At 45.7% G+C, this 23,885-nt stretch carries 24 protein-coding genes; 13 read left to right on the top strand and 11 right to left on the bottom strand.

Going from position 1 to position 23,885, the window contains the following annotated elements; all coding sequences use genetic code 11:
- Positions 1-43: 43 nt before the first annotated feature.
- Positions 44-1,075: an SDR family NAD(P)-dependent oxidoreductase gene (locus QJS83_RS15500; protein WP_284606197.1), complete on the bottom strand. Its 1,032-nt coding sequence runs from the start codon at positions 1,073-1,075 to the stop codon at positions 44-46.
- 165 nt (positions 1,076-1,240) lie between these two features.
- Between QJS83_RS15500 and QJS83_RS15495 the strand changes: the two genes are divergently transcribed.
- Positions 1,241-2,227, top strand: a complete 987-nt coding sequence (locus QJS83_RS15495) for an HD-GYP domain-containing protein (protein WP_284606194.1) — start codon at positions 1,241-1,243, stop codon at positions 2,225-2,227.
- Between the two features lie 5 nt (positions 2,228-2,232).
- Here the strand turns inward: QJS83_RS15495 and QJS83_RS15490 are convergent, their stop codons facing one another.
- The 3 genes from QJS83_RS15490 to QJS83_RS15480 form a co-directional block, all read right to left on the bottom strand.
- Positions 2,233-3,210 (bottom strand): hypothetical protein, encoded by a 978-nt coding sequence (locus QJS83_RS15490; protein WP_284606192.1) that lies wholly within the window; start codon positions 3,208-3,210, stop codon positions 2,233-2,235.
- A 4-nt stretch (positions 3,211-3,214) separates the two neighbouring features.
- Positions 3,215-4,015 (bottom strand): hypothetical protein, encoded by an 801-nt coding sequence (locus QJS83_RS15485; protein WP_284606191.1) that lies wholly within the window; start codon positions 4,013-4,015, stop codon positions 3,215-3,217.
- 144 nt (positions 4,016-4,159) lie between these two features.
- On the bottom strand, positions 4,160-4,678 hold the full coding sequence (locus QJS83_RS15480) for a hypothetical protein (protein WP_284606189.1): 519 nt from the start codon (positions 4,676-4,678) through the stop codon (positions 4,160-4,162).
- Between the two features lie 78 nt (positions 4,679-4,756).
- On the opposite strand from QJS83_RS15480, the gene QJS83_RS15475 reads away from it, so the two are divergent.
- On the top strand, positions 4,757-7,084 hold the full coding sequence (locus QJS83_RS15475) for a fatty acid cis/trans isomerase (RefSeq protein ID WP_284606188.1): 2,328 nt from the start codon (positions 4,757-4,759) through the stop codon (positions 7,082-7,084).
- Here the strand turns inward: QJS83_RS15475 and QJS83_RS15470 are convergent.
- Positions 7,076-7,669, bottom strand: a complete 594-nt coding sequence (locus tag QJS83_RS15470) for a histidine phosphatase family protein (protein WP_284606187.1) — start codon at positions 7,667-7,669, stop codon at positions 7,076-7,078. The two genes, QJS83_RS15475 and QJS83_RS15470, sit on opposite strands and share 9 nt — an antisense overlap.
- A gap of 54 nt (positions 7,670-7,723) precedes the next feature.
- Between QJS83_RS15470 and QJS83_RS15465 the strand changes: the two genes are divergently transcribed.
- Positions 7,724-8,449 (top strand): EI24 domain-containing protein, encoded by a 726-nt coding sequence (locus QJS83_RS15465; RefSeq protein WP_284606186.1) that lies wholly within the window; start codon positions 7,724-7,726, stop codon positions 8,447-8,449.
- A gap of 36 nt (positions 8,450-8,485) precedes the next feature.
- Entirely contained in the window at positions 8,486-8,935 is a 450-nt protein-coding gene (locus tag QJS83_RS15460; RefSeq protein ID WP_284606184.1) for a Fur family transcriptional regulator, read from the top strand.
- Here QJS83_RS15460 and QJS83_RS15455 read toward each other — a convergent pair whose 3' ends face one another.
- Positions 8,936-10,459: a sensor histidine kinase gene (locus QJS83_RS15455; protein ID WP_284606182.1), complete on the bottom strand. Its 1,524-nt coding sequence runs from the start codon at positions 10,457-10,459 to the stop codon at positions 8,936-8,938. It abuts the gene before it with no gap.
- Positions 10,460-10,579: 120 nt separating this feature from the next.
- Here QJS83_RS15455 and QJS83_RS15450 point away from each other — a divergent pair, with 120 nt between their 5' ends.
- From QJS83_RS15450 to pstB, 4 genes are all read left to right on the top strand, one after another.
- Positions 10,580-11,587 (top strand): PstS family phosphate ABC transporter substrate-binding protein, encoded by a 1,008-nt coding sequence (locus tag QJS83_RS15450; protein WP_374028818.1) that lies wholly within the window; start codon positions 10,580-10,582, stop codon positions 11,585-11,587.
- 72 nt (positions 11,588-11,659) lie between these two features.
- Complete coding sequence (gene pstC, locus QJS83_RS15445; protein WP_284606179.1) at positions 11,660-12,535, top strand: phosphate ABC transporter permease subunit PstC; 876 nt, start codon at positions 11,660-11,662, stop codon at positions 12,533-12,535.
- The gene (pstA, locus tag QJS83_RS15440) at positions 12,535-13,494 is read left to right on the top strand and encodes a phosphate ABC transporter permease PstA (RefSeq protein ID WP_284606178.1); all 960 of its coding nucleotides are present in this window, start codon (positions 12,535-12,537) and stop codon (positions 13,492-13,494) included. Before pstC ends, pstA begins: the two co-directional genes overlap by 1 nt.
- A 1-nt stretch (position 13,495) precedes the next feature.
- A complete protein-coding gene (gene pstB, locus QJS83_RS15435) occupies positions 13,496-14,263 on the top strand; it encodes a phosphate ABC transporter ATP-binding protein PstB (RefSeq protein ID WP_284606177.1) in 768 nt (255 codons plus the stop codon).
- Here the strand turns inward: pstB and QJS83_RS15430 are convergent.
- Together QJS83_RS15430 and QJS83_RS15425 are read right to left on the bottom strand one after the other, a co-directional pair.
- The gene (locus QJS83_RS15430) at positions 14,260-15,207 is read right to left on the bottom strand and encodes a hypothetical protein (RefSeq protein WP_284606175.1); all 948 of its coding nucleotides are present in this window, start codon (positions 15,205-15,207) and stop codon (positions 14,260-14,262) included. The genes pstB and QJS83_RS15430 overlap by 4 nt on opposite strands.
- Before the next feature lie 29 nt (positions 15,208-15,236).
- Complete coding sequence (locus QJS83_RS15425; protein WP_284606173.1) at positions 15,237-15,617, bottom strand: hypothetical protein; 381 nt, start codon at positions 15,615-15,617, stop codon at positions 15,237-15,239.
- A gap of 150 nt (positions 15,618-15,767) precedes the next feature.
- On the opposite strand from QJS83_RS15425, the gene QJS83_RS15420 reads away from it, so the two are divergent.
- From QJS83_RS15420 to QJS83_RS15400, 5 genes are read left to right on the top strand one after another with little or no spacing between them, the layout of a single operon-like run.
- Positions 15,768-16,526 (top strand): glycosyltransferase family protein, encoded by a 759-nt coding sequence (locus QJS83_RS15420; protein WP_284606170.1) that lies wholly within the window; start codon positions 15,768-15,770, stop codon positions 16,524-16,526.
- 29 nt (positions 16,527-16,555) lie between these two features.
- Entirely contained in the window at positions 16,556-17,341 is a 786-nt protein-coding gene (locus QJS83_RS15415) for a hypothetical protein (RefSeq protein ID WP_284606168.1), read from the top strand.
- Entirely contained in the window at positions 17,341-19,032 is a 1,692-nt protein-coding gene (locus QJS83_RS15410) for a hypothetical protein (RefSeq protein ID WP_284606166.1), read from the top strand. The genes QJS83_RS15415 and QJS83_RS15410 overlap by 1 nt, the downstream gene beginning before the upstream one ends.
- 43 nt (positions 19,033-19,075) lie before the next feature.
- Positions 19,076-19,387: a hypothetical protein gene (locus QJS83_RS15405; RefSeq protein ID WP_284606164.1), complete on the top strand. Its 312-nt coding sequence runs from the start codon at positions 19,076-19,078 to the stop codon at positions 19,385-19,387.
- 3 nt (positions 19,388-19,390) lie between these two features.
- Positions 19,391-20,479: a GDP-mannose 4,6-dehydratase gene (locus tag QJS83_RS15400; protein WP_284606163.1), complete on the top strand. Its 1,089-nt coding sequence runs from the start codon at positions 19,391-19,393 to the stop codon at positions 20,477-20,479.
- Here QJS83_RS15400 and QJS83_RS15395 read toward each other — a convergent pair.
- From QJS83_RS15395 to QJS83_RS15385, 3 genes are read right to left on the bottom strand one after another with little or no spacing between them, the layout of a single operon-like run.
- Positions 20,476-21,894 (bottom strand): hypothetical protein, encoded by a 1,419-nt coding sequence (locus QJS83_RS15395; protein WP_284606161.1) that lies wholly within the window; start codon positions 21,892-21,894, stop codon positions 20,476-20,478. The two genes, QJS83_RS15400 and QJS83_RS15395, sit on opposite strands and share 4 nt — an antisense overlap.
- A gap of 1 nt (position 21,895) precedes the next feature.
- Positions 21,896-22,813 (bottom strand): glycosyltransferase family 2 protein, encoded by a 918-nt coding sequence (locus QJS83_RS15390; protein WP_284606159.1) that lies wholly within the window; start codon positions 22,811-22,813, stop codon positions 21,896-21,898.
- A gap of 2 nt (positions 22,814-22,815) precedes the next feature.
- A complete protein-coding gene (locus QJS83_RS15385) occupies positions 22,816-23,550 on the bottom strand; it encodes a GNAT family N-acetyltransferase (RefSeq protein WP_284606156.1) in 735 nt (244 codons plus the stop codon).
- Positions 23,551-23,885 lie beyond the last annotated feature (335 nt).

Raw genomic sequence — 23,885 nt, 5'->3', positions numbered from 1 at the left:
TCGTAAAAAAACACGAGAGAGGGAGAATGCTCCCTCTCTCGACCTAAATCGATTGCTCGTTATTTCGACGTGCGGCTCTCTCTGAAAGTCTTGTAATGGGACTGGGAGACAAAGCGGAATGCGCGCCTCGTCCTTCAACTTTTTGCTCTGTCTCGCTCGGAGAAGGCAAAAATGCATTTGTCAGTGACATGATATCAGAAAAAATTTCGGGAGCGGCTCTTGCAAAGCGTGTTGCTAGTTTTGCCGGTGTTGAAATCACGAGTTCAGCTCGGCCAATGCGAGCTGCATTTACAATATCGCGAGCCGCTTTTTCCGCACTGACCGTCAGTAAAGGTAAAGAATCCGCGATGGAAAACCACGCATATTCCTTGCGATATTGCCCTTTGAAAGTTGCATGACCAAAAGAACCCGTGCGCATAAGTCCCGGATAAACACTTGTAACATAAATATTCTCGCGCATCAGTTCCGCCCGCAAAGTTTCGGAGTAACCGGCTAGTGCGAACTTTCCGACACAGTAAGAACTTAAATGCGGAACTCCGATTTTTCCGCCGATGGAACTGATATTGATAATGCGGGGAGCTTGCGATTCCCGCAGGTAAGGCAAGGCCGCTTCTGTCATGTTGTAAGCCGCCCAAAAGTGCACGCGCAAAGATTCTTCGAAATCTTCGGCGCTGCTGTTTTCATAAGGAGCTGTGGTAATAACGCCCGCATTATTTACGATCACGTCAATGCGACCGTAGTAGGCATAAGCCTCACGCAAAGCGTTTTGCACGTCTGAAGGACGAGTGGAATCGCAGATGCTAAAAAAGACGGTGCAATTCGGCACTTCAAATTGCAGCTGATTCTGCGCGCGACGAAGTTCTTCTCCATCCCGGGCTAAAAGATAAATGATCGCGCCTTCTTTCGCGAATTCCTTGGCAAGAACAAGTCCCAGGCCGCGCGAACCACCCGAGATCACCACGACTTTTTCTTTAAAGTTGCAATAGCGAACCGTATTTCGCGTCAGCGTGTAAAGGGCGTATCCCAAGACGCCAAAACCTAAACCCGTCAGAACATTTTTGCTCATTGAATTCATGCTGCCTCCGCCGTTGATAACTTCAGGGTAGAAGTAAATTCCGTAACGTCAAAAAAGACTCGAGCAAACTGAACGAATACAAGATGCAAAAGAACACCAGCCTTCACCAACGTCTCAAGTTGAGGCGAACTCCAGTAATTTTTCTAAACAACCGATAAGTTGTGGATGGACACGAAGATTCAGGACGACTACGTGGCAGTTTCAAGGAGTGAATTCATCTCCGGAACTCAGGTTCCCGTGGATATCTTTCTTAAACTCTCAGAAACAAATTATGTGATGATTCTTAAAGAAGGCTCAAAGGTCAACTTTGACCAGATGCACTTCCCCGAAAAGGCCGAATGGCTTTACGTCAGAAAGTCGGACTTTCACAAATGCGTCGGGCAAACTCTGACAGTCGCCGGAATTGTTCTCGACAGCGAAAAATTCAGCGAAGAGCGCAAGGCCCAGTTCCTGGCATTGGCCGCCGATTCCATTTTTAAAGAGATCGAGCACCTGGGATTCGATCACCAGTCCATGGAACATTCCAAGATCGTCAGTAAATCCATCCAAACACTTGTCGACAATAAACCTGATATCGGCAACGTCATTGAAATGATGTCGAAGCTTAACGACGAACTGATCCGTCACTCAATGATGGTGTCGGCTATTTCAGTGATCGTCGCGCGGGCGATGAAATGGACCCTGGCCCAGAATCTTGAAAAGCTGGCGCTCGGTGCGCTTCTTCATGATGTAGGAATGAAAGAGCTTCCTGACGAAATCCTTGAGCTGCCTCGCCATGCCATGAACCGCGATCAGACGGCGGCATACGAAAGTCATGTGTATCGCGGTGTTGAAATTCTAAGAAGCATGCCTTCGATTTCCGACGATATTATCGCAATTGTTTTGGAGCATCATGAAAATGCGCCGGGGCAGGGATATCCTCGCCGTATTCGTGACATTAAGATGAATCCGTTCGCCAGAATCGTGGCGCTTGCGGATTGTTTTTCGGAAATCGTAATGCCTTCCGTGAACAATCCGAATCCGAAAACACCGGCGCAAGCGTTGACCTATATCGAAGTGACACTGGGACAACCGTTTCATAAGCCGGCGTTTCTGGCGCTTAAACAGGCTTTGCTCGGTCAGCCGGCAGCGCCCGTCAAAAAAATCGTATAATGCATTTAGTGTGAAGCGCTTTCAGGAGTGTAGTGCAAAGCTTCCGCAATTTTCGCGCGAAGAATCTGTTTTTCGGCGGCTGTTGGGGGCTCGCCCCATTTTTGAATGAAGTCGGCTTCAGCTCCGCGATAGGCCTCTTCGAACTGTTCTTTTTTCAGTTGTTCGACCATCGACTCCATGACGTTTCGGCTTTCTTTGATCTGATGAATCACAGTGTCGACTTGTTGTTGGTGCAGAGCGGTCATTTGCTCGTAACCTGTTTGAATATTAAAAATCATAACAATACTAAAAAAGACGGAGCTATAGACTTTGCGGAAAGTATTGTAAGCATCAATTTTGGTTTGCGACTTCAAAGCGATACGCGCTTCTTCGGCGTGAGCTTTAAACCCGTCGCGCACAATTTTAAACATCAGTGCTGGCGGAATTTCTGAATTCTTCAGGCTGGGCAAAGCAAACGGAAAGCGCAAAAGCTCAAAAGTTTTGCTGTGGGTAAAAGCAGCGACTTTATCCAGACCTTTTCTAAAAGCCGTCACGTCGCGGGGGTCGCGAATCGTGCTCCAGGTTTGTACAAGTCCATCTTGCAAAAGTTTTTCTTTAATTAAAATAACGGTGGATTCTTCAAGGCGGGTTTCCTTGGGATTTTTTGTCCAACGAAGAATACTGTCTGTTTTGCCAAACAAAACGGAACCTAATTCAATTGCATATCTTTCAACGGCTTTTTCAGAGGTCAACGTCTGAATGTCCGTATTTTCTAGAATCTTGCGGATCTTTCTTTTTCTTATCCAGGAAAAATTTTTGATATAGGCCTCACTCGAGGTGCCTTTAAAAAGAAAAAGATTATTGTCTTTATCGACTTGCTCAAGAACGTCGCGAACTGTCGGAAAAAAGATCGACTCGCAACGAGGCGCCTTGGCCTGAGCAGTCAAGGAACCGCTCAGGACCAAAAACAAAAGCCAACCTAGAAGGCGAGTCGATGTTCTCATTTATTTACTCAAGTGTTAGTGCCAAAGTATTTAAAGAGGTGCGGGTTTGATCGATTTGGTTCACGATCAATTTCGCCTCGGAATCAGAAAGACCGCGGATGATTTGTCCCAAGTTTCCGGCACTCATCACCAAAGGACCAATCAATGTCGCTTTAGAGTTGTGTTGAGTAACGCCGTAAACGGTGATAGCTGCGCCCGCTGCTTGCGTAAGCTGTGCAATCAACATGTCTTTTGCGTGCGAGTCGTCAGACGCTTCATATTTTACCAAAGCGACGCGAACTTGCGCGAGGTCGTTTTGCAAACGCTCCAAAAGAGCGGAAGCTGATTTGTCCGTCGCTGTTGTGACAGCTTCGTTGACTTCCGCTTCTGCGGCATTCAATTTGGCTTCGAAATCTTTAAGGTCAAGGTCGCCTTTAACAGCTTTGCTCGCAACGCTTGTTCCTGAAGAACCTAAAGTTGCAAGAACGCTGGCCGCGCCGGCAAAAAGACCTAAAATTCCCGCACCGGATGAGCGAGAGCGGAAAGCAAAGTAAGAGTACGTTGTTAAACCAAGTCCTAAAGCCGCACCGGTAATTGCCGTGCCGTTAAGGATAGAGCCTTTAGAATCGCGTTTAAGGATCGACTCTTTCGCTGCCAACAAAGCTTGATCTAAGGTTACAAGCTCGGCTTTAAAAGCCTGCATGTTGATTTTAGCGTTTTTAATCTGCTCATCGCCAATACCCGCCGTGCGGTCCGTTTGCGCCATAGCGGCACTTTGCAGCCCCATAATACCAGCGATTGTTAATGAAAGTAGTTTAGATGACATGTTCTCTCCTTTTAGTTTTGAACTTAGGAGAGCAAGGTATGTGCCTGTTAATATGAATTTTAAACTAAAAAGGGTGTCTCAATTCGAGACACCCTTGGAATTTTGCGTAACTTGTCACTAGGTGACGAATTCCCTAAACAGGGCCTAGTGGCGAACCATCTCCGGAGCTTTTTCCGTTGCAAGTTCGTTAAGGCAATCCACAAAGAATTTGCAGATGATGAACAAATGAATTTGCTCATTCGCCTCAAGAGAAGGCTCCAACTCTGGAGACATGAAAAGCTCTTCAATGATGTAGTTCAAGATTTCCGGTTGGCCTTCGGCTGTCGCTCTTTCCTGCAACTCAGAGATCATATCGTCGTTGATTTGCAAGTAGCGTTCGAACTCAGCTTCATTTTTTTCAAAACGCGCGACGACTTCATCTTCGTTCATCGGGCGCAGGCTTGTGTACTGATCCTCGAAAGATTTATTAAGGATCAAAGCCATCATGAAACCAAGATCTTGAGCGCCTTCGCTCATGTCTTCGATAAACTCCATAAAGAAACCGGCAAGATCCGGCTGAGCATCAAACAGGTGTTGCGATGCTGTTTCAAGATCACTTTCTTCCGTGATACTGCAGATTTTATCGATCGAATTTTGTACGATTTGAAACGGAATTTTTTCCATGATCTTCCTCGCTCTTTGTTCTTTCCCTTAATCAAGAAAGAGTTTTATATTTGCAGAATACACGGGGAGCGTGGATTTATGCAATTTATTAAGATCATGGTGGTTTGTTTTATTTCAGTTGTGATGACAAGCGTCTCAAAAGCGGAAGTCCCCGTGGATCTTTATACGCGCAGAATTCAGCCCATTTTCGACAACAGATGTGTTGCTTGCCATAGCTGCTTTAACGGTCCCTGCCAGCTGAATTTACAAAACTTCGAGGGGTTTGAACGCGGAGCCAATAAGCTTAACGTCTACAACGGAACCCGCACCAGCAGCGTGGCACCGTCGCGCCTATGGATTGATGCGCATGGGACCTCCGAATGGCGCAAGCGCGATTTTTATGAACTCAACACCAGCCGCAACAGCAAAGAAAACCTTTTTATGGGTCTTTTGCAGTTACGTTTCGAGCAACCGAAAAAGAACATTCAAAGACAGGTCGCCGAGTCGCAAATTTGTCCATCTTCACCGGCAGAACTAGAAACAATCAGGAAAAACTCGCCCGAGTTAGGCATGCCTTACGGGTTGCCAGCGCTCTCAGCGGCTGAGATGAATCATATCGAAGAGTGGATTAAAAAGGGCGCTCCAGGTCCCACGGCCCAAACACTGAAAGAACAAAGTGAGGTTTCCCCCGTTTTGCGAAAACAGATCCGCGAATGGGAGGCTTTCCTCAATGATCGGGATATTCCACACCAGTTAGTCAGCCGCTACATTTACGAGCATCTTTTCTTGGCGCATATTTACTTTCCCGAGGAAAAAAATCAGTTCTTCCGTTTGGTGCGTTCGAAAACGGCGTGCGCAAAGGGCGCCGAAGAGATCGCCACGCGCCGACCGAATGACGATCCCGGTGTCGCCTCTTTTCACTATTGCCTTAAAAAGTTTCCCGGCACCGTGGTACTAAAGACCCACATACCCTATGAGTGGAGCCCAGCGAAGCTGGCCCGTTATAAAAAAATATTCTGGGCCACGAAGTGGTCGGCAGAAACTATTCCTAGTTATGAACCGACAGTGGCTGAAAATCCTTTCAAAGCGTTTAAAGATATTCCTGTAAAAGCACGTTACCAGTTTTTATTGGATGATGCTCAGTATGAGGTCAGTACTTTTATTAAAGGCCCCGTCTGTAACGGCAGCATGGCTGTGAACTCCATTCAAGAGCAGTTCTATGTCTTTTTCCTAAACCCTGATTCAGACAATATGGTTTTGTCCCGGGATTATGAGGTGAAAGCACAGGACATGCTGATGCTTCCCGGAGTTTGGGGCAGCGACGTAAAACTGCAAGACACACCGATTTTCCTCAAGAGGCTTGTCGATCACCGGGAAGCTTACCGTGTCCTGCGCAACGAGTGGTATGTGCAAAACAAACCGCAGGGTTATAGCCTCAAGGATATCTGGGACGGTGAAGGGGTGAATAACAACGCCGTGCTGACGGTTTTTAGACACGATGATAACGCCGTGGTTTTAAAGGGCGCGATCGGAGATCTTTCTAAAACCGTTTTCGTTCTGGATTATCCTCTTTTGGAGCGTCTCGTTTACAACCTTGTCGTGAATTTCGACGTGTTTGGAAACGTCAGCCACCAGCTTCTTACGCGTATTTACATGGATATGATTCGCATGGAAGCAGAAGAACTCTTTTTGATGTTCCTTCCCAGCGAACAAAGACTGCAATACCGTCGTGAATGGTATCGCGGCCTTTTAGCAAGAGCGAAAATGGCGTACATCTTTCCAACAGTGGGTGCTGCAGATCCGACAGCGATAAAGTACAATGAGGAGATTCACACCAAAAAACAGCTCGTGGAAAAGATTCTTTTTTTCCGCCTCAACGAAACCGTTCGCGGTTCTTTCGATAGGGTCAACTGGAAGAGTCTCCAAGTTCCCGACAGCATGGCAGCCACGTTTAAGCCGCACGGTTTAGAAAAAGAACTGCGTCCCATCGCCGCTGTTAAAGCGGGCAAGGCGACACCTTTTGCAAAATACTTTCCGGATTTGAGTCTTTTGAAAGTGACAAGCGCTGAGCAACCGATGCGCGTCTTTTCAATTATTCACAATAAAGAGCACGAGAATATTTCCTGGATCACCGGGGAATCCCTGCGCATGGATCCTAAGAATGATACATTGACAGTGCACGAAGGTTATTGGGGATCTTATCCCAATATGATTTTTGACGTTGAAGAAAAGAATCTTGCGATCTTTGTCGCGCAAATTCAAAAAGTAAAATCCGCAAAAGATTATCAGAAGCTTGTTGATGTCTTCGGTGTTCGCCGTACGCAGGATTCGTTCTGGCTCCATTATGACGAACTGATCGCGCATTTTAGAAATACGGATCCGACCCAGTTCGGCTTCTTGGATCTGACCCGCTACGAATTAAAGTGAGAAACTGAAAAGATGTGATTTTGGATCCCATTCCACTTTGTAAACCACGCAGTTTGGAATGGGCAGAAGCTCGGTCATTTCCGGGCGCAATGAGTGTAAAAAACGACGCATAACCAAACCATGCGTGCAGAGACCCGCACTCTGAAAGTCATGCTTCAGGCAAAAGTTTTTTAAACCTGCCGTGAAACGATCAATGGTTTCATGAGCACTTTCTCCCTGCGGATAACGGAAATGAAAGTCCTCAGGGTTGAGAGAGATCCATTTTTGCCAAGACTCCGCACCAAACTTGGCATCGGCCTCCGCCTGCGTCAGTCCTTCGAGCTCACCCAAGCGGGCTTCACGGAATTCAGGCGAAGTGAAAAAAGGCAGCGACAAATGAGCATTAGCAATTTGCGCGGTTTGCTGGGCTCGCACTAAGTCACTCGACATAAAAAGCTCAACGCTGTTTTCCTTGAAATAAGTTTGCAAAGAGAGCGCTTGGCGACGGCCTTCCTCATTCAGAGGAATGTCCGTGTGTCCTTGCATACGGCGATGGATGTTCCAGTCAGTTTGCCCATGGCGAAAGAGATGAATGATTTTCTGCATAGTTCTCTCATTGAAGCACTTGCATTCGCTCTCGGAAAGGGAAAAAATCTGAATATGAGTTCAATCCTATTCTCATTTCGCAGTGCTTTCGGTGCGCTCTTTCGCTGGAGAATGCTTTTGCTTATTCTCGCACCGTCTTTTGTAGCGATGATCTTGGTGCTCTTGCTATTCATCATTTTCTGGCCGAACTGGGTGCTGGGGCTGTCCTCTTTTTTTAGCGGCATGAGCCTTTTTCAGTGGGTGCAAAATCAGACGGGATTTTTAGAGCTCGCAAGTTGGACGGCCGTGCTGTTTCTCATTATGGCGTTTATCCCGGTGGCATTTTTATTAGCGGTGATTTTGACGTCTCTTTTCGTGATGCCGGTTTTGCTCAAGTGGGTGAGTGACGAAGATTTTAAAGATCTCGAGAAAAAACGGGGCGGCTCGCTGGCGGGGAGTGTTTGGAACACGGTGGTTGCGACTGTTTTGTTTTGTATGGCTTTTGTGGTGACTCTGCCTTTGTGGCTGGTGCCCGGGTGTCAGGTGCTTGTGCCGCTTTTGCTGACGGCGTGGCTTAATAAAAGAGTTTTCATGTACGATGTTCTTCAAGACTATGCGACGAAAGAAGAACGCCAGCAAATCGAAAAGGAAGAGGGGCACACGCTCTTTGGAATGGGAATGTTATTAGGTCTCCTATCTTACATTCCCTTGGCATTTTTTCTTGTTCCCGTATTATCAGGACTTTCTTATACATATTATGGACTTAGCTCTCTTCGCCGGCTGCGAAAGCAAGAAACCTAGTGGATTTTAAGCGGGATCTAGTGTATCAAAGGGCCCATGTCGAAATGTGGGCAAGAAAGAAAAAACATTGATATCTCCTCTCTCAACGAGAGAGTGCGCAAGGCGGGGATGAAACTCACCCAGCAGCGCAGTCAAATGCTTAAAATCTTGCTCAATCATCCTGAACCTATTTCTGCCGATGAGATTTTTAAAAAGTTCGACAGCAAAGCAGAAGGCATGGATCTCGTTACGATCTATCGTATTCTAAAAAAATTTGAAGACGCGCAAATAGTTTCGCGCATGGAATTTGGCGACGGTGTGGCGCGCTTTGAGCTCGCTCTCGAATCCGGCCATCATCACCATCATGTGATCTGCCGTCATTGCCAGCGTGTGGAACCTCTGCATATCTGCGATCTCGATCAGCACATCAAGATGGTCGAAACGATGGGTTACAAACAAGTCTCCCACCGTTTGGACTTCTTCGGCGTCTGTTCTCAGTGCCAATAATTAATTTTCTTCTTGCAGCTTCGGCAGGCGAATCACGAATTTTGTATTCGGTGCTTCGCGTTCCAGCGACAATTCGCCTTTGTGACTGCGAATAATTCCTGCAGAAATACTGAGGCCTAAACCTGTGCCTTTTCCGACTTCTTTGGTGGTGAAAAACGGCAGCATGATTTGTTCTGCAATCACAGCGGGAATTCCGTTACCAGAGTCGATCACGGCGATTTCAATGCTGTCGCCATGTTCTTTGACTTCAATGCGGATCCATTTTTCCGAAAGATTTTGAATCGCATCGAAAGAGTTATTGAGCAGGTTCAGAATCACTTGCTCGATCTGAATCAAGCGGCATTCGACTTCCAACTCAGGATCAATCTCAGAAAGCTCTACATCAACGCCGTGATTATAAAAACGGGTGCGGCAGAACTCCAATGTTTCTTCGAGGATCTGCTTAACGGGGACGACTTCGAACGGATCGTAAGTTCCTTCCCGCGCAAACGAGCGCAACGATTTGATGATGCGGGCGATCTTGTCGGCGGTGCGACTGATGCTTTCGGCAGCTTGTTTGACCTTCGCTGGTTCCAATTTATTGGCGTCCACCATTTGCGAAAGCTGAAAGGCGCGCGCTTGAATGACGGTGAGGGGATTATTAATCTCATGCGCGATTCCTCCCGACATTTCCCCGAGGGCCGCCATTTTCGTAGAAGAAATCATTTTCGCTTTGGCTTCGGCGATTTGCATTTCCGTCATAACTTCTTCTGTGGAGTCCCAAGCAACGCCGTACATTCTATGCGAGTCCGAGCCTGGCGCATCCAAAAATTTTCCGTAGCAGCGAATGTGATGCACTTCTTTATTGTCGTGAGAAACGCGGTAGGTGACATAGAAGTCTTGCTTTTTCGCGCCGGCTTCTTGAACTTTGACGTTCACGATTTCCATGTCTTCGCGGTGGGCTCTTTTCCAGACCTCCTCCATGGGATTGGTCCCGGTTTTGTTAACCACGCCATGGATTTGATACATTTTTTCATCCCACGTGAGAGTGTTTTTTTCCATATCCCATTCCCACGTGCCCATGTTCGCCGCAGCCAAAGAAAGGTTTAACTTTTTGATCGTCCTCTTTAGCGTTTCTTCATAGGATTTCCGGTCATCAATATCCGTGGCGACTCCCAGGGCCGAGCGGACTTCGCCGTTCTCATCGCGCGAGAACACGGTAAAACGATCGTTCACCCAGTGATAGTTTCCTTGTTTGTCTTTAAAACGATATTCAATGGAGGCAACTTCGCCATCTTTGAGTCTTTTGCATTTCTCGACGGCATCAACCAAAACATGAACGTCATCGGGATGCATGACCGTTGCGAAGTAAGCGCTTCCCATGGACTGAATCTCATCCAGCGTATAGCCGTAGATCTCTTGCAGACGGCTATTGAACCAACTCATCGTGCCTTCCTTGAGATCAAAGATGTAAACGATATTGGCGATCGTCGCGTTGATTTTCGCAAGGATGTTTTCTTGATCGAAGAAAGGATTTTTGTTCATAGATTTCCTAAATAAACTGAGTTTACTCCAAGCAAGAGTAACGCGAAATGGCTAAAATCATAATAAAACCTTAACAATACAGGGCGGCAAGCTCGTGCTAGACCTTTATCCATACAGGAGATGTGTATGTTCAAAAATCTTATGCTTGCTTTGTCTTTTGTTGTGGGTGCTTCCATGGCTCATGCGGATGTCCCCGTTATTAAAATCGACGGTTCCAGCACCGTTTTCCCGATCACAGAGGCGATGGCGGAAGAGTTCCAGTCGGCTCAGCGCGGTAAAGTTCGCGTGACGGTCGGTATCTCCGGAACGGGCGGCGGCTTTAAAAAGTTTTGCCGTGGCGAAATCGATATTCAAGATGCTTCTCGTCCGATTCAAGCGGGCGAAATGGAAGCCTGCCGTAAAGCGGGTGTGAAGTTTCTGGAAATCCCGATTGCTTATGATGCAACAGCGGTTGTCGTGAATCCTAAAAACACGTGGTTGAAATCCATCTCTGTTGAAGAGCTTAAAAAAATGTGGGAGCCAGGCGCTCAAGGCAAAGTCATGAAGTGGAGTGACATCAATCCGGCATGGCCTAAAGAGAACTTGAAGCTTTACGGAGCCGGTTCTGATTCAGGAACATTTGATTACTTCACAGAAGCGATCGTTGGTAAGTCAAAATCTTCCCGCGGCGATTATACGGCGAGTGAGGATGACAACACGCTTGTGACAGGTGTTTCAAAAGATCTTTACGCTTTGGGTTATATTCCATTGGCTTATTTCGAAGAGAACAAAGGCAAATTGAAAGTCGTGGGTATCGTCGGTGGCGAAAAAGCTCCGAAAAAGAACGAAGCTGTCTTGCCGGGCCGTGAAACTGTTGAAAACGGCTCTTACTTCCCGTTGTCTCGTCCGATCTTTATCTACGTGAGCGAAGCCTCTATGAAAAAGGCGGAGGTTAAGGACTTCGTGAACTTCTATCTTAGCAATGCGGCGGCGATTGTTCCTGACGTTAAATACGTTCCACTTCCAGCAAAAGCCTACGAAACAGGCAAAGAGCACGTGAAAAAGAACAAATTGGGAACTGTTTTTGGTGGTCACTCGGAAGTGGGACTTAAAATTGAACAGTTGATGAAACGTGAAGGTTCATTGTAGTTTAACTCCGTGACAAAAAATCAGCTCAAAAAACTATCTGAGTTTACATCCGCCGACCACCCGGTACGGCGGATGCGTCGTTTAAGAGAGCGTGCGATTGAAAGCATTCTTTTCTTAGCGGCTGCTTCTTCCGTCCTTGTGACAATTGGGATTGTCGGAATTCTGGTCACAGAGAGTCTGCCGTTTTTCTCGCATGTGTCGTTTAAAGAATTTATCACTGACACCGAGTGGACGCCGCTTTTTGAAAACGCTCACTACGGAATTTTGCCGCTTTTGTGCGGAACTTTTTTATCGACGATGATCGCTTTGGTTGTCGCAATTCCATTGGGAACCGTGGCGGCGGCATTTTTGAGCGAGTACATCCGTCCGTCCTACAGAGAAGTGCTAAAACCCATTCTTGAACTTTTGGCGGCAGTGCCGACTGTCGTGTACGGTTATTTTGCTTTGTTGTTTGTCACGCCTCTTTTGCAAAAAGTAATTCCGTCATTGGGTGGTTTTAATGTGTTGAGCGCGGGGATCGTGATTGGTGTCATGATCGTGCCTTATGTCAGCAGTCTCAGTGAAGATGCGATGCGCTCGGTACCAAGTCACTTGCGTGAAGCCTCATTTGCGGTGGGAGCCTCGCGCATGCAAACCGCTTTTCGCGTCGTTATTCCGGCCGCTTTTTCTGGCATCACGTCGGCTTATATCTTGGGAATTTCCCGTGCGCTGGGTGAAACTATGGTTGTTGCCATTGCGGCGGGCATGCAGCCGAATCTGACTTTAAATCCGACGGAGCCTGCAGCGACAATCACGGCGTTCATCGTACAAGTGAGTTTGGGCGATTTACCTCACGGTTCCATCGGCTATCAGTCTATTTACGTTGCGGGGTTAAGTCTTTTGGTTTTGACTCTGTGTTTTAATATCGTCGGTCTTTGGCTGCGCAAAAGATTTCAGGAGAAAGAATAATGGAAGTCTCCGAAACGCAAACGGTTGCCGGCCGAAATGCCGCGAATTCGACAGAAGATATCTTGGCGAACATCAAACGTCGTCAACTCTGGGATTTTATCTTTGCCGTTGTTGGGATGTTGTCTTTGCTTTTTGCTTTGGTCACTCTTTTGACTTTGATTATTGACCTGGCGATGACAGGTGTACCGCGCATTAACTTCGACTTTTTCACGAACTTCCCGTCGCGTTTTGCCGACCGGGCAGGGATTTTATCTGCCTGGGTGGGATCCTTTTGTATTATGCTGACGACGGCATTTTGTGCGATTCCGTTGGGAATTGCCGCTGGCGTTTATCTTGAAGAATATGCGAAGAAAAATTGGGTCTCTCAGATAATTGAACTTAATATTATTAATCTGGCGGGGATTCCGTCCATTACTTACGGTCTGATGGCTTTGGGACTTTTTGTTTATAAGCTAAAACTCGGCCAAAGTATTTTGACGGCGGGATTAACTTTGGGACTTTTGGTTCTTCCGATTATTATTGTAACGACTCGGGAAGCGATTCGTTCAATCCCCAATACGATTCGTGAAGCGTCCTACGCAATGGGGGCGAGTAAGTGGCAGACGATCCGTCATCATATTCTGCCATACTCTTCTGGCGGGATTCTGACGGGCGTGATTATTTCTCTGTCGCGTGCAATCGGGGAGACGGCTCCTTTGATTACGATTGGAGCGTTAACGTTTATCGCGTTTTTGCCGACACCTCCGGTGGAAGGTCATTTTCCGTTTTTGAATTTTAAATGGTTGATGGATCCATTCACCGTGATGCCGATCCAAATGTTTAACTGGTTGTCGCGTCCGCAAGCCGAGTTTCACGTCAATGCGGCGGCGACAGGAGTTGTTCTTTTAGTGATGACTCTCATTATGAACGGGGGAGCGATCTACTTGCGTTCTCGCTTCCGTAAAAAGATGAAGTGGTAATATGGAATTAAAACTCCGCGCTGAAGTCAAAGATCTGCTTTTTTCGTATGGTGAAAAGAAAGTTCTCAACGGCATTACTTTGCCGGTTTATGAACATCGTGTGACAGCTCTTATCGGACCTTCAGGTTGCGGTAAGACAACGCTTCTGCGCTGTTTTAATCGCATGCACGATCTTTATGCTAACGCTCAATACAACGGCGAAATTCTGCTTTATCCGGATCGTCGCAATATCCTCGGAAAAGAAATTGATCCGATGGAAGTACGCATGCGTATCGGAATGGTTTTCCAAAAACCAAATCCTTTTCCGAAAAGTATTTATGAAAACGTCGCTTACGGATTGAAAGTCCGTGGCGTCAAAAAGAAAAGCTTTATCGAAGAACGCGTTGAACGCTCTTTGCAGCAAGCCGGTCTTTGGAAGGAAGTTAAAGATCGCTTGGCGTCTTCGGCCACGGCTCTTTCGGGCGGCCAGCAGCAACGTCTGTGCATTGCCCGCGCGTTGGCAACGGAGCCTGAAATTCTTTTGTTGGACGAACCGACATCGGCTTTGGATCCTATTTCAACACGTCATATTGAAGAGCTTATCCAAGAGCTTCGCAAAGATGTGACGATCGCGATTGTCACCCACAGTCTGCATCAGGCCGCGCGCGTTTCTGATTTCACGGCCTTTATGTACCTGGGCGATTTGATTGAGTTCGGGGCGAGTGATCAGATTTTCACCAATCCAAAAGATCAAAGAACTGAAAACTACATCACAGGTCGCTTCGGTTAGAACGCGACCGTTAGAGTGATTTTTCCATAATAAGCATTGCCGATTTCGACGGGATCATCGGGTTTATTCGTGTAGTTTTCCGCGATAAAGAAAGAACGATCGAAGGCGTGACCGAATTCAAGCTCCGCCATCACGAATTGGGATAACGGTGATTTCACTCCGAGGAAAGCTTTCTTATCATCATAGAATAAACGGTCTTCGTTGTTCGCGCGACCAAAAGGCAGATAAGTCATCTGAGAAAAATCGACACCAGCGTAAATTCGCACGGGATTGAATCCTGTGTAACTAATCGTCGTTTTGACCACCCATGGGATTAGCGTAAAGAAATTTAAATTCCAGTTGTCCTGAAACTGCCAATTCACCGAGGCAAAAGGAATTCCGTAAACAGCTTGAAACTCTTTGGATGGGAAATAGAAGTAAGCAAATCCCGGAAGAGGGATGTTGTTCAAGATAGGACGGTTGTTGGAATAGTTCACAAGGAGCAGCCACGTGCTTGTCGGTCCACCTGGATAAGAGTAAAGAGCCGTAATGCCTAATGTACTGACAGAGGCATCTTTAAAAGGTTCGTCACTGGCCGAACCATAGTTGGCAACGATCGACCAAAGTTTTTTCTCTTCTAAAGCGTGCGTGTATGAAAATCCGATTTCAGCGTCTGTGAGTTTGTCGAAGCCATTTTGTTCGGGATTTACACTCAGTACGCTGCTTTTTAGATTTATCGAGACAGAATCTTTCTCTGTTTTATAGACGGGGACACTGGCCATGAAAGACTGTATGTCCATAGTGGCGTCAGAAACAGGAAACTCTGCATTTTCATAAAACATTCCCGAATAACGAAGAATGTTTTTTTGTTTTCCCGGAGCGGAAATGCCTGACAGAAGATCAAAGGCAAAAGCAGGGGCGCAGGAAAAAAATAAAACGAAGCTCAGAGAAATAGTTCTTAACATTCTCTGAGCTTAGAAGGAGTTGTTAAAACTCACAACTTGAAAATGCGGACGACCCTTGCGCAGTTTTGGCAAATCTCTGAAAGAGGCCACTGAAGTTCGGCCGGCTTAATTTCCACTTTGGTCCCGCAATGAGGGCACGAAGTTTCTCCACCAAGAACTTTTCCTTCGCTCTTATAGCTGCGAATGGCGAAGAAGATACCTAAACCGAAAAAGAGTGGAACCAGAACGAAGTGAAACACCGGAATTAAAACGGAGACTAAGGCGATTCCCCAGAAGATTCCGATTTTCTTAAGTGCTTGAGACATTCTTTCAGGCGGTGAAGAGAGATGAATCTGAACAGATCCTTGAGTCTCTCGATCATCACCCACATTAGCTTTGATGGGAGTTGGGATAGAAGACGTGTTGTTCATAGAACATATGATGGAACACTTCATTAATATATGGCAACCAAAATAAAACTTACGGGATCTTAACTACTTTTTTGCGCGTTTCTAAACTACCTTCCGTTCACTCTTTCATCCTGGCTAACGGTACATTTGTGAAAGCATAGGAGACGGCTCATGAATACGGTTATTTCGCTTCGCGAGCTTTTTCTCATCGAGGAAAAAGCCAAAAAAAATATTGCGATCTTAATTCCTCAGTGGCGTGGCGAAAACGTACACGTGTGGTCTTTAAGAACTAATTTGCGCAGAATTATGTATGAAAAATACACGATCTTTCTGAGCGTCAATCCGCTGGATTCGAAGGCGAAGATGGAAGCTGAAAACCTCCAAGATCTTTTTCCCCAGCGTGTGGTGGTGCTTTCAGGGCAGACTTATAAAGAGATGCTCATTCAAGTCATGCATTACGAGATTTCGCGTAAAGTTCACTTCGACCTTTTCTTCGAAAAGTCCGCCGCGCATGTTTTGCATCCGTTCGTTCTTACGTTGCTTAATCATTATAGTGAAGAGTTCGAGACGCTTCAGGTGCCGGCTTTCTCCTCTGAAATTTCTTTAGCTTTTTCCGACCACCAAGAGCTTCGACAGGAAATACAAAAGTCACGCGTGGCAACATTGCTGACTCGTAAGCGACTTCAGCCTTTGATGTATGGTGATTCAGCAATAAAACCCGATCCGCGTCGTCCCACTCTGTGTGTTCAAGTCGAGCGGGCCGCCGGGAAAAGGGAATTTATTGCCATTCGTGATCATCTCGCTCCAAGAAACAGGAGATTTTTGTCATTTCTTAATCGTAAGCAGCTTGGAAAAAAGATTCTTGTTATTTTCTCAGCCTCAGTGATTCCCAAAATTCTCGGCTATAGGATTTTGAAGAGTCATTTATAGCTTGAGGGGGGCCGAAAGGCGCTGGAACGATGAAAATCCAAAGTCTTTTAATTGCCATGTTTCCCATGGCTGCTTTCTTTTTAATTTCCACATTGGGATTCACAAGCCCATCGAACGATCCTTGTGTGCATATTTATTATGATCAAACAGAGGAAGCTCAGTACGTGGGAGGGCGTAGTTATGCGGCGACCTTGCTGCATCTTTTGAAGGATTATTCAGGCTATAAAAAAATCGTCAGCTCCATTGAGTCCTATAAAACAGGTGATCTCAATAAATGCTTCGCAAATTTTTATATCGGTTCTTACTACGACAACAAACTGCCGCGTGCGTTCTTAGATGACTACCTCTCGACGAAAAACAATGTTGTGTGGTTCGGCTATAATATTTGGCAAATGGGACAAAGTTTAAGTGATGAAATGGGGCTCCGTTTCGTGCGTATGACGACGCTGGATTCCCATATCGTCAACAGAGAAAAGAAGCCCGCGTACTTTAAAGATATTCTTTATAAAGGCAGGCTTTCTTCAAAAGAAGCTTTTCATGAATCCGTTCGCACGCCTTATGAACAAGCAGAGCTTGTGCCGACAGATTTAAGCAAGTTTGAAATGGTGGCAGAGACTCGTCACTCCGGCACGCGCGAGTTAATTCCCTACATCGTGCGAGTGAAAAACCGTTTTTATATTGCGGATATTCCGTTCTCGCTTAAACAAAACAAAGTTCTTTCTTCAGTTTTGAATGACGTTTTCTTCGAAGTTTTAGGATCCGCCCCAGTAGAAAATAACAACATTGTTTTCAACAAAATCCACGGAGGTAAATAGTGCGCGCACTTTCATTGTCATGGCTTCTTGGTTTGTGCCTTTTTTCAACTTCTGTTTTTGCTCAATCCCTTCCTCCGGCAGAGGAATTATTAGCCAAGGCAGAGCAAGGCCGTGCGCAACTTAAAGAAGTCATTGATGACGTCGATAAAAATCTCTCGAAGATGCGAGAAGCGAAGGTTTTCGATGCTTATTTCTATATGTTGGATGATTTAAAGGAGCTCGCGACCAAGTTTAATTTCGAAGAGATTGAACCGCAAGCCATCGAAAAGCTGGGATTGCGTATGGTCGAGCGCGGAACTCGTTGGCTGGTCATCGCGGAATGCACCAAAGATCGTCTGCTTTATTATCACAAATGGATGAGTAAAGACATCGCCGTTCGCTACATGGCGCAGGTGGAAGTGGAGATTGGTTCTTTAGGAGCTTCGAGTAAAACAAGAGCAGCCGGGGACAATCTTGACGCTCTTATTATTTATGTCGATGGCCGTTTCCCGGGCGACACCTACCTTAAAGAAGGATACCAGCGCATTTTATCTAACATCGCTTTAAAACAACTGCGCCAGCCAAAAGTGTCTGACGAAGATGCGCTTTATTGGATTGGCCGTTTGCAAACAGCGAATTCTTACAGTGAATATCTTTCGATTTTGGATTTACAGGTAACTTCGACAAGCACGAAGGCCCAGCTTCATGTCTATGCCGCTCGCGTTCGCGCCTTTGCGGATACTTTAGAATTTGCAGGGCAAGCGCCCGAGGAGTTTGGCGAAAGACTAGGCGAAGTTTCCATTGAGTTGATTTTAAAATTCATCCGTATGGAAGAACCCTTTAAGTCCGACGAATTAGAAAAGCTGCTCTCGGTTTTGCATGAGGGGCAGTTGCATGATCTCTCTTTGGTTTGGGACTCTTTTAAAATGGTTCCTTCCGACACCTATATTCCGCATTATTTTGCCGCATCCAGAGAGTTCGTCGAAAAACTCCGTTCTTTTGATTTACTCAAAGAAGTCGCTGAAGTTTCCAAGAAAGTCGGAACGCTCGGCGCGCCGATTATGATTCGTCTTCTTGATGGGGAAGGCCGCTATGAACTTCGCGATGGTAAAAATGAAAAATGGTTTTTAATTCTCGTCAAAGAAAGTGAAACCAAGTCCCAGGCGTTTTTATGGAAACGGGGTGCGACGCAAGGAAAACTTTATCAAAAAGTTCTTTGGGACTTTGAAAATTCCTCGTTCGTCGCTTCGGAAAAAGACAGCGATCTTTCGACTCCGTCTTATGTGAAGTTTAAAATCCGCAAAGGCACCGTTGAGTATGTGAATCCATTTGCCGGAACAGAAACTAAATCCATGAAAGGCCGCCGCACGGAGAAATTTATCGATTATTTTAAAGACGCCAGCGAGGTCATCGACTACTCGGGAAGCTATCTTGGTAAAATGACCGACGCGGCCGGAAAAGATTTTTCTGTGCAGTTGAAAGTTTCGCTCCAGGATGAGTTTTATGCAGGGGAATTGACAATCGTGGACGGGGCTACTGTGTCCTTGAACCATGGCGCGAGCAAAGATGCCTTAGCTCTTTATCTAACCGCTTCGCAAGAGGGACAAGTCGAAGGATTTGCGCACATTCGTTTGCGTAAAATAGGCACAACTCTTCGCGGGGTGATGATTACACCGCTGGGCGGAACGGCCACTTTGAGTCTAGTTCAATAAAAAAGAAGTGGTCGGCATCGTTTTTCGTCGATAGGCTTTGGGTATGACATCTCTTCATTCTGATAAATATTTTGTCCGTGAATCTTTGTACAATCTTGTAGAGCTTTCTCTTTTGGCCCGTCTTTATGAAGAGCATTGTATTCCCGCCGCTTCCAGTGAAGGCCTGAACCAGGCTTCTTTGGCGCAAACTTTGTTAAAGATGAAAGCAACGGAAGGCAAAGGCCAATTGCGCGTGGCGATTTACGAAACAGATCCCGTTGGTTTTTATTGGAACTACGAGGGGAAAGTTTTGGCTCACTGGGTTCACCCTGAGCATCGCGGTTTGGGTGTTGAGCAAAGTCTCTTAGGAGCTTAAAAAATGTCATCTCCGACTTCGTCTGAGTTTTGGAAGGGGAAGCGGGTCTTTCTAACTTATCCGACACATTTTCTGGGAGCCTGGACTGCGCTTAGTCTTGAGCATCTTGGCGCGCAGGTCTTCGGCTTTGCAGAAGCTACGGAGTCAGTGTCTTCCTCGGGGACTGTTCGCCTTTTTGATCTCGCAAATCTGGGCCAAAGAATCTCCATGACCTACGGCGACCTGCGTGACGAAGAAACTCTTCGTCAGGCTTTGCAGTTTGCGGAGGCCGATATTGTTTTGCATTTGGGCGAGATGGGTCTGTTGACCGACGCCGAGAAAAAACCGTTAGAGATTTTGTCTAAATCCGTGATGGGAACTGGCACCCTGATGGAGTTGCTGCGCGAAACAGCGTCTGTACGCTCTGTAGTAGTTGCGGGTTCGGATAAAGTTTATGCAAGAACACCGGACAATCGGGCGACAACGGAAAACGACAAAGTCGCTGCGGGCGATGTTTTTCCGACGGCAAAACTTTGTGCGGAATTTGTGGCATTGTCTTATCGTTCGACTTTCTTTACTCCTGCTAAATACAACAAGCATAAAGTGGCCATTGCAACGGCTCGCATGGGGTCTGCCATTGGTGGCGGAGATTTCGCAGAGAACTCTTTGATCTCGCAAGCGGTGCAAAGTTTTATCGGTAAAAAAACTTTTGAGGTTCGCAACCCTCATTCCGTGCGCCCGTGGATTCATGTCTTGGATCAAGTGGCGGGGCTGTTGTCTCTTGCGCAGGCCTTGTTTGATAAGGGCCCTCGCTTGGCGGAAACATACAACCTTGCCGCCGTCGAATTTGAGTCCGTCGGCGAAGTGGTGAAAGAGTTTGCTCATATCTGGGGCGACACACGCTCCTCAATGAGCGGCGCTGATGCGGGCCCCAGCACTTTATCGTTACACGGCCAAATGAGCGGCGACCTCGCCGCCGAGCAACTCGGTTGGAAACCCCAATGGGACTTGACGAAGGCTTTGACCGAAACCGCACGCTGGTACCAGGATTACTACTCGGGCAACTCGAGCCCGGAGCAGTTGGGTGCTTCGGTGCGGGGGTATTTCTCCTAACGGCGATATAGTGAGTATTCGCCCTCTTGGCGGATAAACTTGTAAGGGCCATAAGGCTCCTCCGTCGCGCCAAAATTTTTCCGCATACGTGGAGTCAAGATAAAGGCATCTGTACCAAACTCGTTCAGCATTTTTAACAAAGTCGGTTTGTCATAGGTGATGACTTTGCGCAGTTCGAATATTTCGTACACTTCAAATGCTTGATAGCGATACTTGTCCCACGCGAAGAAGACTCCTTCCATTGGGCCGAGAAGTGTTGACCCATTAGGGATTTCTTTTGTTAGAGATTGCAGGGTTTGAGTTCGGGTATCTTTGGAACGAGAAATCTCTATGTTTCTTGTCATCTGAAATGCGAAGTAAAGAGTTAGTAAAGTGATCCAAGCGACTTTTTTAGATTTAAATGTTTTTGCCGCATAGAATGAAATCCAAAACAAAAAGAATGGCATCATTAAAATGAGATATTTTGATGTCTTACCATGCGCAATAAGAGCCAATAACAGGGCTAAAGAGCCGATAAAAACAACCATGTCTCGGTAGCGAAGCCAAATATCTTTTCTTGCGATAAAAAGCGTACCCAATAGAAGAAGAGTCACGGAGGCTTCTCGAGGAGAATGAAGATACCGTCGCTGCTCGTCTAAAAGATTCCAGATATATCGTAAAGCGGACTGATCCCCACGCATATCTTGAGTGTTAAAAAGTTGCGTTCCAAATTGATGTAAATCAGCGATGCTACGGACGTCAGAGAGGTGAATTGCAAATCCCAAAGACGCCAGACTACCAAAAGCTAGGAGGGCCCAGGTTTTTTTCCTGGAGGCGAGAAGAAAGACTCCTGCGCCAATAATAACAACTCCGTTTAAATGGTGTCCCAGGGCTATCGCGCCGATAAGGCCGCTGACTACAATCAGCATTTTGTTATTATTTTGCAGGTATGTGTTTAGGAAAAAGAATATCCAAGATGTATAAAAAGCGAGTGCAATATCGGGACGGTAGATAAATCCATACTCGAAAAAAAACGAGTTCGACAGAAATAAAGTCGCAAATAACCATTTAGTATTTGAACCCACTCTCCAGTAATTTAAAAAGTAAACCCACGTCAAGAGCAAGGCGATCAAATAAAGGCAGCTCAAAGATTTAAGGGGATATACACCGTATCCAAAAACTTTCGTGATAAGTGAGCCGCTAAGAACCCAGAGTTTATGTGTTGCAAACAGTTGGACTTCGGCTTTTTCCCACCCTCGCAAAGCTTCACTTCTAATGATTCCTTCTTCTGCATGCCAAAATGTAGGATCGGCAAGCCAAGCGTCATCGACGTTAATATCTCTTTGAAAACACGAATAGATAAATAGAGCCGTAAGTAACGAAAGTACTAATGTGTAGATACGATTTTTATTTTTTTCGAAAAATGCGACATTCATCTTAAAAAATTTTTTCGCCAATTATAAAAGTAGGGCGATGTCTTGTCTGATCGTAAGTTCGGGCAAGATAAAGTCCCAGAATTCCAAGATTGATTAGAATGATTCCCGTAGCAAAAAATATCGTAACAATCAGACTTGTCCATCCAGACGGCGCAAGACCTAAAGTGAAATATCTAACCAGATACACGATGCCTAAAGTAAAAGAGCCTAAGGCGCAAAGGGCTCCAAGCTGAACGCTCCAAATTAAAGGTTTATTGGACGAAGAAATAGCGAAGTCAAAAGCTAGCTTTAGAGCCTTTCTAAAGGTGTAGGACGATTTTCCTTCTTCCCTCTCGTGTTGTGTAACGTCAACATAAGAGGTCGGGAATCCTAACCATGAAACAAGATATGGGAAAAAGCGAACACGATCGTCCATGCTATTTACAGCATCGATTGTTCGTCTCGAATACAGACCATAGTTACCCACACGGTGGTCTAATTTTACATCTAGAAATGTAGATAAGGTCTTATAAAATATAAAGGACTGTAGCCTTTTTAGAGGGCGCTCTTTTCTTTCTGCTCGACGTGCGAGAACAACATCGAATCCACGTTGAGCGACTTCTAAAAGATTATCAATCTGACTTGGATCATCCTGTAAGTCGCAATCCATGACGGTTATCCAGTCTCCGTTGGCTTCTTGAAGTCCAGCAGCAATGGCGGCATGTTGTCCAAAATTGCGCACCAAGTTTAAGCCAATAACTTTGGAATCTGTAGCCTGAATCTCTTTTATTCTGCTCCATGAATCGAAGGGACAAGCGTCATTCACAAAAATGACTTCGTATTCACATTTAATCTTTGCAAATACGGCTACAAGACGCCTGTGGAGTTCACTTAAACTATTTGGAGCTCCGTAGGTCGGTATTACTACTGATATTTTCATGTTTACTTATCCGCCCAATAATGGAAGGTGTAATAGGAGTTGTGGATTTCACATCCTTCGCGAGTCCATACCTTTTGGACGGCAACGTTATTTATTTGAGTTGAATATTTGATTTCGTCACAGGCATTCTTCTGCGCCCAGATCATTGAAGCTACGATCAACTCTCTATAGATCCCTTTTCCTTGGTGTTCAGGATGAACTCCAAAAAGCACTCCTTCTGCAGTCGATCCCTCTTTTTTCATAGTTGCAAATGAAGTTATCTGACCGTTCTCTTCAGTTACATAAATGGCATCCGCAAGGAATTTTTCATGACAGGATCGTTTCACCCAATCAACGTAAACTTCATCTGCCTTTTCTTTAGATAAGCGGGGATCGGCGTGGTAGTGGCCGATATAGCCCTTGAAGGCTAATGAGCTGACCTTCGAAATTTGTTCATAGTCTGATTCAGTAGCAAGTCTGACAACATAGTCTTTCTTGGAGAGGTTAAAGACGCTGTTCTCCGTAATCTTTTTTCTATAATATACAAGTGTATCTGTTAAAAAGAATCCGGCGAATTCGAGCTCTTGAACGAGAGATATGTTTTGTGTTTCTACGCGCGCGGAAATGAAGTTAAGATTAAGATCTTTCGCTTTTGAAAGCGCTTCTGGAATATCTTTTGTTGATTGTACCGTCAGTTTTCCCGCTCGAATTCCAAATCTCTCGCTTTCAAGTGGGGATGGTGTAAGTGACCATGTCATTAATGAATCCTGATTAGCTTCGTTATTAAACTTCTACATGTATACTAAAAGCGGTAATCGTAAAATATGCTACGCGGCGCTCGCAAATTGGGTAAAAAAGTTATTTTTTATACCATGCGCCAAGGTGGTGAAAAAGGATAGAGTTTCAATTGGGACTTTATTTTAATAGGAATTTATTGGGTTTCTTGGTCAATAGTTTTTGAATTCTGTGAGGATCGAATCAGAAATCTGCTACTGCTAAATCCTGAAAAAATATACGGACGTTTTATTAAAGCATAATATTTCTGTGGAAGATGCTGTGAAGATACCTTAAGTTAAATAATTTATATTGGCCG

The sequence above is a fragment of the Bdellovibrio sp. 22V genome (assembly GCF_030169785.1).
Classification (GTDB): domain Bacteria; phylum Bdellovibrionota; class Bdellovibrionia; order Bdellovibrionales; family Bdellovibrionaceae; genus Bdellovibrio.
This window is presented reverse-complemented; position numbering and strand designations above follow the sequence as displayed.

Coding starts and splice junctions, on each gene's coding strand:
- pstB (WP_284606177.1), top strand. CDS start 13,496: ATGGAATTAAAACTCCGCGCTGAAGTCAAAGATCTGCTTTTTTCGTAT.
- QJS83_RS15430 (WP_284606175.1), bottom strand. CDS start 15,207: ATGTTAAGAACTATTTCTCTGAGCTTCGTTTTATTTTTTTCCTGCGCC.
- QJS83_RS15415 (WP_284606168.1), top strand. CDS start 16,556: ATGAAAATCCAAAGTCTTTTAATTGCCATGTTTCCCATGGCTGCTTTC.
- QJS83_RS15405 (WP_284606164.1), top strand. CDS start 19,076: ATGACATCTCTTCATTCTGATAAATATTTTGTCCGTGAATCTTTGTAC.
- QJS83_RS15400 (WP_284606163.1), top strand. CDS start 19,391: ATGTCATCTCCGACTTCGTCTGAGTTTTGGAAGGGGAAGCGGGTCTTT.
- QJS83_RS15490 (WP_284606192.1), bottom strand. CDS start 3,210: ATGAGAACATCGACTCGCCTTCTAGGTTGGCTTTTGTTTTTGGTCCTG.
- QJS83_RS15460 (WP_284606184.1), top strand. CDS start 8,486: ATGTCGAAATGTGGGCAAGAAAGAAAAAACATTGATATCTCCTCTCTC.
- QJS83_RS15465 (WP_284606186.1), top strand. CDS start 7,724: ATGAGTTCAATCCTATTCTCATTTCGCAGTGCTTTCGGTGCGCTCTTT.
- QJS83_RS15475 (WP_284606188.1), top strand. CDS start 4,757: ATGCAATTTATTAAGATCATGGTGGTTTGTTTTATTTCAGTTGTGATG.
- QJS83_RS15390 (WP_284606159.1), bottom strand. CDS start 22,813: ATGAAAATATCAGTAGTAATACCGACCTACGGAGCTCCAAATAGTTTA.
- pstC (WP_284606179.1), top strand. CDS start 11,660: ATGCGTCGTTTAAGAGAGCGTGCGATTGAAAGCATTCTTTTCTTAGCG.
- QJS83_RS15470 (WP_284606187.1), bottom strand. CDS start 7,669: ATGCAGAAAATCATTCATCTCTTTCGCCATGGGCAAACTGACTGGAAC.
- QJS83_RS15395 (WP_284606161.1), bottom strand. CDS start 21,894: ATGAATGTCGCATTTTTCGAAAAAAATAAAAATCGTATCTACACATTA.
- QJS83_RS15480 (WP_284606189.1), bottom strand. CDS start 4,678: ATGGAAAAAATTCCGTTTCAAATCGTACAAAATTCGATCGATAAAATC.
- QJS83_RS15485 (WP_284606191.1), bottom strand. CDS start 4,015: ATGTCATCTAAACTACTTTCATTAACAATCGCTGGTATTATGGGGCTG.
- QJS83_RS15385 (WP_284606156.1), bottom strand. CDS start 23,550: ATGACATGGTCACTTACACCATCCCCACTTGAAAGCGAGAGATTTGGA.
- pstA (WP_284606178.1), top strand. CDS start 12,535: ATGGAAGTCTCCGAAACGCAAACGGTTGCCGGCCGAAATGCCGCGAAT.
- QJS83_RS15425 (WP_284606173.1), bottom strand. CDS start 15,617: ATGAACAACACGTCTTCTATCCCAACTCCCATCAAAGCTAATGTGGGT.
- QJS83_RS15455 (WP_284606182.1), bottom strand. CDS start 10,459: ATGAACAAAAATCCTTTCTTCGATCAAGAAAACATCCTTGCGAAAATC.
- QJS83_RS15495 (WP_284606194.1), top strand. CDS start 1,241: ATGGACACGAAGATTCAGGACGACTACGTGGCAGTTTCAAGGAGTGAA.
- QJS83_RS15450 (WP_374028818.1), top strand. CDS start 10,580: ATGTGTATGTTCAAAAATCTTATGCTTGCTTTGTCTTTTGTTGTGGGT.
- QJS83_RS15420 (WP_284606170.1), top strand. CDS start 15,768: ATGAATACGGTTATTTCGCTTCGCGAGCTTTTTCTCATCGAGGAAAAA.
- QJS83_RS15500 (WP_284606197.1), bottom strand. CDS start 1,075: ATGAATTCAATGAGCAAAAATGTTCTGACGGGTTTAGGTTTTGGCGTC.